At 76.5% G+C, this 12,761-nt stretch carries 8 protein-coding genes; 5 read left to right on the top strand and 3 right to left on the bottom strand.

The features are described from left to right. Positions 1–27: 27 nt before the first annotated feature. The 3 genes from ACZ6ZI_RS22780 to ACZ6ZI_RS22770 all read right to left on the bottom strand — a co-directional run bounded on the left by ACZ6ZI_RS22780 (position 28) and on the right by ACZ6ZI_RS22770 (position 6,774). Entirely contained in the window at positions 28–2,187 is a 2,160-nt protein-coding gene (locus tag ACZ6ZI_RS22780; protein WP_469523693.1) for a protein kinase domain-containing protein, read from the bottom strand. Positions 2,188–2,330: 143 nt separating this feature from the next. Then, on the bottom strand, positions 2,331–4,679 hold the full coding sequence (locus tag ACZ6ZI_RS22775; protein WP_469523692.1) for an outer membrane protein assembly factor BamB family protein: 2,349 nt from the start codon (positions 4,677–4,679) through the stop codon (positions 2,331–2,333). 37 nt (positions 4,680–4,716) lie between these two features. After that, positions 4,717–6,774, bottom strand: coding sequence for a serine/threonine-protein kinase (locus ACZ6ZI_RS22770; protein ID WP_469523690.1), 2,058 nt, complete (start codon positions 6,772–6,774; stop codon positions 4,717–4,719). A gap of 173 nt (positions 6,775–6,947) precedes the next feature. Between ACZ6ZI_RS22770 and ACZ6ZI_RS22765 the strand changes: the two genes are divergently transcribed. The 5 genes from ACZ6ZI_RS22765 to ACZ6ZI_RS22745 all read left to right on the top strand — a co-directional run bounded on the left by ACZ6ZI_RS22765 (position 6,948) and on the right by ACZ6ZI_RS22745 (position 12,719). Continuing rightward, positions 6,948–8,471 (top strand): hypothetical protein, encoded by a 1,524-nt coding sequence (locus ACZ6ZI_RS22765; RefSeq protein ID WP_469523688.1) that lies wholly within the window; start codon positions 6,948–6,950, stop codon positions 8,469–8,471. A gap of 181 nt (positions 8,472–8,652) precedes the next feature. Then, complete coding sequence (locus ACZ6ZI_RS22760) at positions 8,653–9,501, top strand: DUF4344 domain-containing metallopeptidase (RefSeq protein WP_469523686.1); 849 nt, start codon at positions 8,653–8,655, stop codon at positions 9,499–9,501. A gap of 261 nt (positions 9,502–9,762) precedes the next feature. After that, positions 9,763–9,966 carry an EF-hand domain-containing protein gene (locus ACZ6ZI_RS22755; RefSeq protein WP_363055915.1) on the top strand — a complete coding sequence of 68 codons (204 nt, stop codon included), beginning with the start codon at positions 9,763–9,765 and terminating at the stop codon, positions 9,964–9,966. A 115-nt stretch (positions 9,967–10,081) separates the two neighbouring features. Further along, on the top strand, positions 10,082–10,357 hold the full coding sequence (locus ACZ6ZI_RS22750) for a hypothetical protein (RefSeq protein ID WP_469523685.1): 276 nt from the start codon (positions 10,082–10,084) through the stop codon (positions 10,355–10,357). Positions 10,358–10,493: 136 nt separating this feature from the next. Then, the gene (locus tag ACZ6ZI_RS22745) at positions 10,494–12,719 is read left to right on the top strand and encodes a helix-turn-helix domain-containing protein (RefSeq protein WP_469523683.1); all 2,226 of its coding nucleotides are present in this window, start codon (positions 10,494–10,496) and stop codon (positions 12,717–12,719) included. The last annotated feature ends 42 nt before the right edge of the window (positions 12,720–12,761 follow it).

Below are 12,761 nucleotides of genomic sequence, written 5' to 3'. Positions count from 1 at the left end.
CGAAGGCCACCGGCCACGCCGCGTGCCTCAGGCCAGCGGGATCGCCGCCACCCGGTCCGTCGTCTGGGCGTACAGGCGGTCGCCGCGACGGGCGAGGAGCTCCGGGCCGTCGGACATGCCCACCGCCCCCGCGGACAGGGTCCACACGGTGCGGCGGGCGTCCGGGTCCACCGCCACGACGGCCTGCCCGTCGCCGCCCACCGCCACGTACAACTCCCCGCGGAACGGCGCCGCGCTCGCGATCTGCCGGACGTACGCGCCCGGGTCGTGCGTCCACACCCTGCGCCCGGTCCTCGCGTCGAAGGAGTTCAGCACCCCGTCCGCGACGTGGACGACGCCGTTCACCCAGACCGGCGCGCTGAGCAGCCGGTCCCCCTCGGGCTCCAGCCTCCAGGAGACGGTGCCCGTCGCCAGGTCCACCGCCGTGATCGTGTCGTCCACGTCGAAGGCGTGCGCGTCCGAGACCACCGGCGGTCGCATGCCGCCCGAACCGTCGGAGGCGACCGCCTGTTCGTCCGTGCGCAGCCGACGCGACCACAGGAGCCGGCCGTCGCGCGTGTCGACGGCGAAGATCCGTCCGGGGTCGGAGGCGACCAGCCGTCCGTCCGCGACGGTCGCCGACATGATCAGCGACCGGTCCGGGCCCCACACCGCACCTTCCATGCGCTGCCGCCACCGGATCTGGCGGGTCGTCAGGTCGTAGGCGGTCAACCAGGGTTGGTGCCCGTCGCCGTCCGAGCGGTAGGAGGCCCGTAGGTACAGGCAGGTCTCGTCGGCGGTCAGGACCACGCTGGTGAAGTCGAGATCGCCCAGTACGGACGGGCCGACCGCGTCCGCGCCGAGACGACCGGTGCGGGGATCGACGTAGCCGGCGCCCGGGTTGGCGTCCGCGTCGATGAACAGACCCGCGAGCCGGCCGCCCGCCGGGACCATGCCGACCCTGGTGGTCGAGGCCTCCCACAGGGTCGCCCCGTCGGAGGTCGACATCCCGCGCAGGACCTGACCGTGGTGGACCAGCACCTCGTCGCTCGCCATCGCGGGCGTCGCGGAATGCGGCGCGGCCACCGACCACGACGGGGCCGGGGCGGTACCGGCCGGACGACGGGCGGAACCGCTCGGAAGCGGCGTGCCCGACGGGCCGCCCGCGCGGGCCCCGCCGCCGGAGCCCGACAGCGCACCCGACCACCACAGCGCCCCGAGACCCGCCCCGGTGACGGCCGCCGCGGCGGCGCCCGCGAGGAGCCCCCGACGCGACGGCGCGGGCCCCGCCGCGGGGGCCCGCAGCGGGGCGGAGCCGAGCGCGGCGATGTCGCCGACGCGGCGCGACAGGTCGGCGAGCACCCCCGGGGGCAGCAGATCGGCGAACTCGCCCGCCTCGAAGGGCCCCCAGGTGTCCCGCAGGGCCTCCGGCGACGGACGCCCGTCCGGTTCGGCCGCCAGACAGGCGGCGACGCTCGCGCGCAACCCCTCCGGCACCCCGGCCAGGTCGGGCGCCGCGCCGTCCCGCAGCAGCCGCAGCGTGTCGTGTCGGCCCCGGGCCTCGTACGGGCCGTGCCCCGTCGAGGCGTAGACCAGTACGCCGCCCAACGCGAAGACGTCGCCCCGCGCGTCGGGCCGCTCACCGCGCGCCTGCTCGGGCGACATGTACCCCGGAGTGCCCGTGACACCGCCGGGGGCGGTGAGGCGGGGGCTGCCCGGAGCCTGCGCGAGACCGAAGTCGATGAGCAGGGGGCCGCGCGCGGTGATCAGCACGTTGGACGGTTTGAGGTCGCGGTGGACCAGCCCGGCCCGGTGCAGCGCGGCGAGGGCCCCGGCGAGCGCCGACCCCAGCCGGCGGACGGCCGCCTCCGGGAGCGGGCCCCCCGCGGCCATCGCTTCGTTCAGGGAGGGGCCGATCAGGTACGAGGTGGCCAGCCACGGGGGTGACCCCTCGGGGTCCGCCCCCAGGAACGCGGCGGTGTGCTCCGCGCCCAGCACCCGGGCCGCCTCCGCCTCCAGCACGAGCCGCTCCCGCTGGTCGGGCCGCTCGCGCAGGTCCGCCCGTACGGTCTTCACCGCGGCGAGCCGCCCACCGGCCGAGCGCGCCAGGAACACGGTCCCCATGCCGCCGCTGCTGAGCCGGCCGAGGAGGGTGTACCCCCCGAGCCGCTCGGGGTCGTCGGGGAGCAGGGGCAGGACCGTGGACATGGGCGTGTACTCCTTCGGAGCGGCGTACGAGGACGAGGAAGGCGAGGACGAGGAAGGCGAGGGCGTGGAAGGCGAGGGCGTGGAAGGCGAGGGCGTGCACCGCGCGGAGGCGGTGCGGCGGCGTCGGCGGCGGGTCGGGTCGGTCAGTCCGCCGGGATCGCCACCACCGCCGACGACCGGGCGACGAGCAACACCCCGGCCGTGGAGACGAGTTGGAACGGCTCCCGCGCCTCCGTGCCGGACAGCGAGACCTGCCACTGCCGCCGGCCCGAGGCGAGATCGGTCGCGATGACTCGGCGCAGGGTCGACAGGTAGACCGTGCGGCCGGACGACCCCACGACCATGGGCCCCAGCATCGTCCACTCCAGCACCTCGTCGAGGCTCTGCTCCCACAGCGTCCTGCCGGTGTCCGCCGCCACCCCCACCAGCGGACCCAGGCCCGCGTCGTTCACGCACAGCACGCCGCCCGCCAGCAGGGGAGGGCCGTTGGTGTCGCCCACCTGGGCCCGCGACTCCCACAGCCGGGCGCCGGTCGTCAGGTCGTAGGCGTGCGCGTGCTCCCGGGACAGCAGGAAGAGCCGGCCGGCCACCGGGTCGACGGCGGAGGCGGCGCCGCCGTACACCTCGGGGTACGTACGGTTCCAGAGCATGCGCCCCGTCGCGCGGTCGAAGCCCGCGATCGCCAGGGTGCGTACGGCGTGCACGTCGCGGAAGACGCCCTCGTCGGGCGGTGGCACCTCGACCACGACCGTCGCCGGGCCGACCGTGACGTCGAGGTCGTAGCCGAACCCGTCCGGGAGCGGGGTGCGCCACGTCTCCCGGCGCCGCTCCAGGTCGAAGGCCGCGAGCCGGTTCCCGCCCTTCGGGGTGCCGTCGCCGACCAGCAGCCAGGCCGTGCCGCCCTCGACGGCGAGCACCTTCGTGAGGTCCTCGTAGCGCTGCAACCACTGCGTGCGCCCGTCCCCCAGGGAGACCAGCGCCAGCCCCGACCGCGCCATCAGCGCGCGGTCGCCCGGCACCGCGACGGGCCGGTTCAGGCTCTGGCCCGCGCCGGGCAGCTCCCACACCTGCCGGCCGGTGCCGAGGTCGTGGCCGTACACGTCGTCGCCGCGCGCGACCAGGAACCGGCCGCCGCCGGACACGGGCAGCAGCCGGGTCCGCGCCGTGTCGTCGTCCAGGCGCCACAGGGCCCCCGGCGGCATCCCCGACACCCGGGGGAGCGGGGACGCCGGACCGGGTCGGGCACCGGGGGCCGGGGCTCCGCCGGGCTCGTCGCGGACGAGGCCGGACCAGGCGAGCGCCCCGCCGGCCCCGAGGGCCGCCCCGGCCGCGCCGGTCAGCAGGCCGGAGAGGACCCGGCGGCGGGTCGGGGTGGCGGGGGCCGCGGGCGGTGGCGGGGCCTGCGTCGCACGGGGCCCCGGAGCCGCGTCGCGCGTCCGGGTGTCGGCCGTCGCGACGCGCTTGCCCGCCTCCTCCGGCCCGTCCGGAAGCGTCGCCACCGCCGTCGCGGCACGTTCCGCCGGCCGCTCGTCGGGCGCCTCCAGGTCGGCGACGGACTGCGAGCGCACCGCCAGCGCGGCCACGACCCGTCCGGGCGCCGTGCCGTGCGCCCACGCGGGTTCCGCCCCGCCCGGGGTCAGGGCCGCGCACAGCTCGGCGGCCGTCGGCCGGTCCGCGGGGGAGGGGGCCAGCGCGGCGGCCACGGCCCGGACCGACTCCTGCGGAAGGCCCGGAAGTTCGGGCAGTACGGGTGCCTCGTGCGCGGCGCGGTAGGCCAGCACGGGCGGCGGGCCGTCGCCGAACGGCAGCCGCCCCGTGGCGGTGTGCAGGAGCAGCACCGCGAGGGCGTACACGTCGGCCGCCGCCGAGGAGGGCCCGCCGGCGGCCACCTCGGGCGCCATCCAGGCGGCGGGCACCGTCGACACGCGGCTGTGCGGCTCGGGCCCGCCGCGCGCGGGCTCGGTCTCACCACGCGCGCCGCCGCCCCCGGGCGTCGTGAGGGTGCGGCAGGCGTGCAGGGCCAGCAGCAGCGGGCGGCCCGTCGTCAGCCAGACCCCCTCGGGCGCCACGGCCCCGTAACCGACGCCCCGCGCGTGCAGGCCCGCCAGGGTGTCGGCCACCGCCCCCGCCACCCGTACCGCCTGCTCCGCGGGCAGCACCCCGCCCCCGGCGTCCGGCCGCGCCAGGTCGGCGAGGGACACCGCGGGCGCGTACGCCAGGGCCACCCAGGCGGGCGCGGTGTCGGTCCGCGCGTCCCGTACGGCCGCCGTCCCCGGCACCGGCCCGCCCCGGCGCAACGCCGCGGCCGCCCCGTGCGCTGCCGGGGGCAGCAGGCACACCACGGCGTGCCCGTGGGCCCGGTCACGGCCGAGGTACATGCCGTTCTCGGGCGGTTCGGGGCGGGGCCCCGGCCAGCGGGCCAGCAGCCGGTACGGCCCGACCTCCCTCGGATCCTGCGCGGCCAACCCCGCCACGAGTCGTCCGACCCCCATGCCCCACGCTCCCGTCGAGGTGCCCGACCGTCTCGGGTCACATGCCCGGCAGGGCGCGGACCGCCCCGCCGCGGCGCCAGATCACGCAGCCGCCGCCCACCACCGCGCCGCGCCACGGGGCGTCGGCCGGTACGTCCGGCGGCAGGGCCGGCGCGAACACGTACTGTTCGGCCGCCCGCCCCGTGTGCAGCGCGAGGACTCCGAGATCAGGGGCGCGCAACGCCGCGAACACCCCGGCCCCGGACACCAACGGGGCCTGCTCCCGGTCCAGTTCCTCGGCGGCCGACACGGTCCACACGGGCGTCCCGGTCCGCGCGTCGACCTTCCGCAGCTGCCGGCCGTCCACCACGTACACGCCGTCGCCTGCCGGGGCGGGTGCGCCGAAGCCCGTGCCCTCGTCCGCCGGCAGTTCCCACAGCCGGCCGCCGTCACCCGCCCGCAGGCACGTCAGCGTGGGACCGCCGCCGACCAGCACGCCCCGCTCGCCGAACACCACCCGCCCGGAGCCGCCCCCCGGGCCGCCCCCGGAACCCGACCCGCCCCCCGACCCGGCCGGGAGGCGCCACACGAGGCTCCCGTCGGAGACGGACAGGGCCACCACACCGCCCTCGGCGGAGGCCAGGACGAGCAGCCCCCGCCCGGTCGCCGCGTCGAGCACCGCACCCGGCAGCGGAACCGGCACGCGCCAGCCGACCCCGCCGTCCGTACGCCGCAACGCGACCACCCGCCCCGCCTCGTCGAGGACGTACACGCGCTCGCCGTCGGCGCCCGGCAGGGCCCGCGCCCCGACCGACGTACGCCGCGCCACGGAGCCGTCGCCCGCGTCGAGGAACAGAACGGCGCCGTCCGGGGCCAGGGCCACCGGGCGGCCACCGCCCAGCAGCGCGGACACCACCGGCCCGCGCCCGCGCCGCCGCCCCGAGACCGGGTCGTGGACGGCGACCTCGCCCCCGCCGTCCGCGAAGCACGCCCACCCGTCGACGTCGAGCGGCCCGAACCCCGGCCGCGCGGCGGCGCCGTCGTAGGACCACAGCGGCGGCGGCACCGTACCGGGCGGGCCGCTCCAGCGGGGTGCGGCGGAACGGCTGCGGCGCTCGCCGTCGCGGCGCACCAGGAGCGCGGTCCCGGTCGCGGCGAGGAGCAGGCCCGCACCCGCCGCGGCCAGCACGCGCCGCCGGGCCGGCCCCCGGGGGGCCGCGCCCAGGCCCGCGGCGGCGCGGGCCAGCCCGGTCGCGTCGGCGAGCACCTCGGGCGGCAGCCATCGGGCGGCGGGCCGCAGCGCGCCGCCCCGGGGGTCGAGCGCCCGGACCACCTCGGCGGCGGTGGGCCGGTCGGCCGGTCGTTTCTCCAGGCAGGCGCGGACCACGGGCAGCAGGGTGCCCGGCACGTCGGTGAGGTCGGGGGCCTCGTGGGCGATCCGGAAGTCCGCGTGGACCGGGTCCCCGTCGAAGAACGCGTGCCGGCCGGTGAGCGCGAACACCACGATCGCGCCCAGGCAGAAGACGTCGCTCTCCGGCCCGAGGGGGCCCTTCACGACCTGCTCGGGCGACATGTAGCCCGGTGTCCCGGGACGCTGTCCGGTGGTGGTGAGCGTGGTGTCGCCGACCACCCGGGCGATGCCGAAGTCGACCACGCGCGGGCGGTCGGCGCCGAGGATCACGTTCGAGGGCTTGAGGTCCCGGTGGACGACGCCGGCCCGGCCCAGCGCCGTCAGGGCCCGCGCGAGGGCGCCGGCCAGCGCGCGCACCGCCGGAACCGGCAGCGGCCCGTGGCGCAGCACCGCTTCGCCGAGCGTGGGTCCCGGCACGAACTCCGTCGCCAACCAGGGCACCCCGTCGGCGGTGGAGGAGCCGAGGACGGCCGCCACGAAGGGGCCGCGCACGGCCGAGGCCGCGTCCGCCTCGCGGACGAACCGTTCCCGTAGGAGCGGGTCGCGCAGCAGCTCGGGCCGGATGGTCTTCAGCGCCACCGGCCGCCCGCCCCGCAGGGCGAGGTAGACGGTGCCCATGCCGCCGGCCCCGAGCACCCCCACGATCCGGTGCCCGCCGAGCCGGTCGGGCGCACCGGCCGGAAGTGGCGCGATCAGGGGTTCCATGGCGTGATCGTATGCGTGACGCTCCCAACGGGCGGACGAATGAGCGAAGTTGTCGAAGGGGCTGGAGTCACCGGCCCACCTTTCCGCTCTCGATCTTGCCGCCGTCCCGCGGATGACACCGACCCGTCCGGGGTACGGAACCGGTCAGGGCGACAAGGGGTGGGGGGACACCGATGGGCCGCATGGTGCGCGTGGGGCTGGCCGTCGTGGTGGCGGGATTCCTGCTGTGGTACGGCTCGTACTACACGACGATCCTGGTGTGGGAGGTCCGCAAGATCCTCGCCTGGCTCGCCCTGCCCCTGCTCACGGCGGGTGTCGTGACGGCGGGCCTGCTGCTGGTGCGGCTCCTGCGCCGGGGCGGGCGCAAGGTGACCGGTACGGCCTCGGCCGTCGCCCTCGGCTGGCTGGGCACCGTGGTGGGGCTCGGTCTCGCCGTGGGCTGGCTGGTCTACGGCGCCTACCTCCAGGACCGCGCCTACATGGCGAGCGCCGAGGTGGTGACCGAGCCCGTGCCAGCGCTCGCGGCCCGGGCGCCGTACGTCGTGGGCCAGGCCCAGGCGGCGCCCCACCTGGGCGACGTCACGGGTGAGATCGCCGACATCACCTACCTGCCCGACGCGGACCGCTTCGCCACCCTGGTCGAACGGCGCGGCTGGCTGGCCGGGTACGAGGTCGGACTCGTGCAGGAGGTGCCGCTCGGCGGGGTCGGGCGCAGCCAGGAGCGGTGCGCGTTCGACGTGGACACGGCGGACGCCAGGGTCGGCGGCTGGTTCGGCCACAACCTCGGCCGGAAGATCTCGGCGCAGCGCCGCTGGGTCCGCTTCGACGCCGGGGACGTGTACGTGACCTGCCGGGGCGCTACGCCGGTCGTGGTCGTCCCGCTCAAGCGCCAGACCGGGATCCTCGTCGTGACCGAACGCCCCGCCGGGGTCGCCCTCTACGACGGCCGGACGGGCCGGCTCACGATCACCGACGACACCGCCTCGGTACCCGGCCCCTCCTACCCGCTGAGCCTGGCCGCGCGGCAGCGGGAGGCCACCGTCGCCGTGGGCGGCTTCGGCGACTGGTACTTCGAGCGCAGCGGCTGGGACGCCTCCGAGGACGGCGCCAACGAGGGCAACGAATCCGAGTTCACCCTGCGCCCGCGCGACACGGCCGGGACCGGCGCCTACGTCACCCCCCTCACCCCGCAGGGCGACGCCGGCTCGATCGTCGCGGTGTCCACCGTGCCGATGCGGCACGAGGGTGGGGGACTGGCCCCCATGACCGTCCACCGCCTCGACCCGACCTGGTCCTCGCCGCAGGCGCTGGTGGCCCTGATCAAGGCCGAGTACCGGGACGTGTGCTGCTACAACGACGACGAGGTGTTCGAGGTCGTCCCCACGGGCGGCAGCACCTGGACGGCGACCGTGGGCAGCAAGCAGAACATCCGGTACCGGGTGGAGGGCCGCGGACAGGTCGACGGCCGCGAGGCGACCTGCCTGAAGGCCGCGGACGGGGCGCTCATCCGATGCGCCCACGCGGCGCCCGGATCGCCTGAGGAGCGGGAGCTCGCGGAGCGGGAACGGCAGAAGCGGGAGGCGGGGGCGAAGAACCCCCGCGACCCGGGCGACCTCAAGGCCTACACGCCGGAGGAGCTCGCCGAACTGCAACGGCGCCTGAGCGAGGAGGTCGTACGCCGCCTGCGGGGCGCCTGAGCGGGGTCCCGACCGGCGGCCCGCACCCGCCGGGCAGGCCGCCGGGAATCCGCCCGGCATGCCCCGCGGCAGGCCGTCGGCGTTCACCCGAACGGCGTAGCCGAATCGCACGAAGGGCATCCGCGCCCGATGGTGATCGGGGGACTCGATCGGGGGGATCCCCGGCGACAGGAGGCCGGTCGTGAACCGCTGGAGTTCCGCGCTCGCCGCGACGTCGCTCGCCGCGGTCTGGACCCTCTGGGCCGTCCCGCCGCTCGCCACGGCCGGCGTCGGCCGCGCCGACACCCCCACGCCCCGACCGTCGACGAGCGCGACGCCCGGCTTCCGCGGCGCGTACGAGCCGATCACGCAGCCCGACGGCGGCGAGGCGGCACGCGGTCGGGAGATCTTCCGCCAGGGCCGCTACATCGAGCTGTACACCGGCCTGTCCAACGCCCTCCTCGTCATCCCCACCGACATCGTCGTACGGGGAAGCCAGTGCGGTGAGCCCAACGCCGCCTACGCACGCCCGTACATCACCCTGTGCTACGAGTACGCCTCGGCGCGGGAGCGGATGTTCACCAAGGCCAACGCGGAGGCGGAGGCCGCCGACCCCGAGGCCACCCACGACCCCGTACTGACCGACGTGGCCGGGGCGATGCTGGGCTCCTACTTCCACGAGCTCGGCCACGCGGTCGTCGACCTCTACGACATCCAGATCACCGGCAACGAGGAGGACGCCGCCGACGAACTCGCCGTCCTGCTGCTCCTCAAGGCCGACCCGAGCGGTGACACCGCGCGCAGCACCCTGTGGGCGAAGGGGCTCCAGGCGAGCCTGGAGACGGAGGCACCGGACTACTCGGACGAGCACCCGCTGACCCTCCAGAGGTACTACAACCAGCTGTGCATGCTCTACGGATCGGACCAGGTGAAGTACGCCTGGGTGGTCTCCGACGCGTGGCTGCCCCAGGCCCGCGCCTACCGCTGCGCGGACGAATACGAGCAGGCCGTGCGCAGCTGGAACAGGCACCTGGCGGGCCACCTGAAGTAGCCACCGCCTGTCCGCCCGCTGGTTCAGGGACGCGGGACCGCCCGCAGGTCGACCACGTAGTGCTCCTCCGACCACCCGTCCGGGAACCGGGCGTCCAGCCGGCGGCGCTCCTCGGCGAGGAAGGCGTCCGTGCCCGGTGCCGGCGGCGCCGGACGGAGCGTTGTGGACCCGGGGATCGGCCGGCGGCGTGGTGTCGACGGTGTGGCAGGGTGGGTGGGACATGCGGGCCTTCGGGGCCTGTGAACGCGAAAGAGGTATGTGATGAACGAGGCCGAGCTCAGGGCGCTGTTCGCCGAGATAGACACCGACGGCGACGGGCGGATCAGCATCGTCGAACTGGCGCGGGGGTTCAAGGCCGAGGGCGCCCAGGGGCACCTCGCCGAAGAGGTCAAGAAGGCCATGGAGGCCGACGCGAACCACGACGGGGTCCTCGACTTCGAGGAGTTCCGCACCCTGCTGAAGTAGCGGCGGGCCCGACGGCCTGAGCTCCCGGGCAAGCCTTGGGCCGGCCCGGGAGGACGGCTCGCCCTCCCGCCCTTCTGTTGATCATGACGCCTTCCGGTCGCAGAATGGGCAGGCCATGACTGACACTTCCCCCTCCGCTTCCCCCGACGGTCCCCTCTCCCGGGCCCCCTCGGGTTTCCTGCGCGCGGTCCTGCGCGCGGACTCCTTCGCCGCGTCCTCGGCCGGGACGATCGCGCTGATCGCGATCCTCCTCGCCCTCGTCTACACCGACACCGTCGCCGGCATCGTCGCCGCGGTCCTCCTCTTCGCCGGATGGGTCGCCGTCGGCCTGACCGGCCGCAGGCACCACCGACTCACCGGGGGGAGGAACCGACCCGCCGCGGACCGATGAGGTCCACGACCTGCCACCCGCCTGCCCCCGGCGGGAACCGGAACGACGCATTTCACCCGCAAAAGTATGTCGGGCATACTTTTGCCGGCGAGGCGCGGCGTTCCGCCGGGCCGCATCGACCAGGGGACATCCAGACATGGACACCGGCACACCGGCCACCGCGGACTTCGGCGTGCTCCTGCACGGGCTGCGCCGGCGGGCCGGGTTGAGCCAGGAGGAGCTGGCCCACGCCGCCGGGATCAGCGTGCGCGCGCTGTCGTACATGGAGCGCGGACACTCCCGCGGACCCCAGCGCCGCACGGTGCGGGCCCTGGCCACCGCCCTCGCCCTGGACGCGGCCGGCGCGGGGGAACTGGAGCGCGCCGCGAGCCTGGGCCGTCCGCGCCGGGCACCCGCCACCGAGACCCCGCCCCCCGCCCCCGTACCGGACGCCGCCCCGCCGACCGGCGTACCCGACCTGCTGCCGCGCGCGCCGCGCGGGTTCCACGGGCGGGCGGCGGAGCTCACCGCCCTGTCCCGGGCCGCCACCGGCGAGGCACCGGTCTGCCTGGTCGTCGGGCCCGCCGGCGTCGGGAAGACGGCCCTCGTCCTGCACTGGGCCCACCACGGCCGCCCCGGATTCCCCGACGGACTGCTCTACGCCGACCTGCGCGGCTACGGCGACACCGGCGAGCCCGCCGTGCTGGAGGTGCTGCGCGAGTTCCTGCCCGCGCTCGGTGTGCCCCACGACCGGATACCGGATTCGGCGAACGGCGCGGCCGCGCTGTTCCGGTCGCTCGCCGCCGACCGCCGCCTCCTCGTCGTGCTCGACAACGCGCGGGCCTCGGAGCAGGTCAGACCGCTCCTGCCCGGCGGTCGGCACTGCGTCACCGTCATCACCAGCCGACACCGGTTGCAGGGGCTGATCGTCACCGACACCGCCCGGCCCGTCGCCGTGGACGTCCTCGAACCGGCGGACGGCACGATGCTCCTCGCCGGTGTGCTCGGCACGGACCGCGTGCGCGCGGAGCCGCAGGCCGCGCTCCGGCTGGCCGAGCTGTGCGGCGGGCTGCCGCTCGCACTGCGCGTGGCGGCCGCCCGGCTGGCGGGGCGGCCCGCGTGGTCCCTGGCCGAGATGGCCGACGAACTGTCCGACGAGACGCGCCGGCTGGGACTGCTGGACGTGGAGGACACCGGCGTACGGGCGGCGCTGCGCGTGACGCTGCAACAGCTCCCCGGGGAGGTCTCGCGTCAGTTCGCCCACCTCGGCCGCCACCCCGGTACGCACGTCGACCGGTACGCGGCGGCGGCCCTGGCCGGCACGGACCCGACGGCCGCCGAAACCTCCCTCGAACGGCTCGCCGTCGCCCACCTCGTCACGGAGACGGCGCCCGGCCGCTGGACGATGCACGACCTCGTCCGGCTCTACGCACGCAGCCTCGACACCGAACCCGACGCGCTGAGGCGCCTCCTGGACCACTACGTCGCCACGGGCATCGCGGCCGTGGCGGCGGCCGAGCCCGGCAACGAGGACTGCTTCCCGCTGCCCGCCGACCACCTCCCGCCGGCCGCGGTGCGGGAGTTCACCGACCGGTCCGCCGCCGTGGCCTGGTACGCCGCCGAGCGCGACGACCTCACCCGGGCCGCGGCCGCGGCGCACGCCGCCGGACTCCACGACAGGACCTGGCGGATCGTCCTGATGCTGTGGCCGCTGATCGTGTGGCGCGTACGGGACGGCTGGGCCCCCCTCCTGGAGACCGCCCTCGACTCCGCACGGGCCGACGGCGATCGGCACGGCGAGTCACGCGTGTTGAACGTGCTGGGCTGGGTGCTGACCGAGGAGGGACGCGTCCCGGAGGCGCTCACCCACCTGGAAGCCGCCTCCGCGCTGGCCTCCCGGGCCGGTGACGTGGTGGCCGAGGCGAACGCCCTGGTCGTCCTGGCCATCGCGCAGGCCGCACTCGGCGGCCTGGAGGAGGCCGCGCGAGGATGCGAGCGCGCGGTGGAGCTGGCGCGCCGGGCCGGAGACCGGACCATCGAGAGACTGGCCATGCAGCACCTCGCCCGGCACTGGGCCGACGCCGGGAAATGGCGCCGGGCGCTCGACACGGCGACCGAGGCGCTGGAATTCGACGACCGGTCCGACACGGCCGACATCCCGCGCGTCCTGCTGCTCATGGTGCGGGGCGAGGCGCTCCTGGGGCTCGGGGACGAGGCCCGGGGCATCCGCCAACTCGACCTGGCGGCCCGGGAGGCGGAGTCCTTCGGCTACGACGACGGCGCCGTGCGCGCGCTCGGCGCGCTGCTGCGGGCTTCGACCGACGACGAGGGGTTCCGGGCACGGTACGACGCGGCGGTGGCCCGCCTCACGACGCGGACGTGAGGGCAGACCGGAAGACCGGCGGGCCGGCCAGGCGGAACGGGC

It is taken from the genome of Streptomyces sp. NPDC103540 (assembly GCF_055584445.1).
The sequence above is the reverse complement of the archived record's forward strand: the minus strand, read 5'-3'. Positions and strand labels throughout refer to the sequence as shown.

Bases quoted from the DNA above. Each gene is read 5' to 3' on its own strand.
- ACZ6ZI_RS22780 (WP_469523693.1), bottom strand. From the start codon at position 2,187: ATGTCCACGGTCCTGCCCCTGCTCCCCGACGACCCCGAGCGGCTCGGG.
- ACZ6ZI_RS22775 (WP_469523692.1), bottom strand. From the start codon at position 4,679: ATGGGGGTCGGACGACTCGTGGCGGGGTTGGCCGCGCAGGATCCGAGG.
- ACZ6ZI_RS22770 (WP_469523690.1), bottom strand. From the start codon at position 6,774: ATGGAACCCCTGATCGCGCCACTTCCGGCCGGTGCGCCCGACCGGCTC.
- ACZ6ZI_RS22765 (WP_469523688.1), top strand. From the start codon at position 6,948: ATGGGCCGCATGGTGCGCGTGGGGCTGGCCGTCGTGGTGGCGGGATTC.
- ACZ6ZI_RS22755 (WP_363055915.1), top strand. From the start codon at position 9,763: ATGAACGAGGCCGAGCTCAGGGCGCTGTTCGCCGAGATAGACACCGAC.
- ACZ6ZI_RS22750 (WP_469523685.1), top strand. From the start codon at position 10,082: ATGACTGACACTTCCCCCTCCGCTTCCCCCGACGGTCCCCTCTCCCGG.
- ACZ6ZI_RS22745 (WP_469523683.1), top strand. From the start codon at position 10,494: ATGGACACCGGCACACCGGCCACCGCGGACTTCGGCGTGCTCCTGCAC.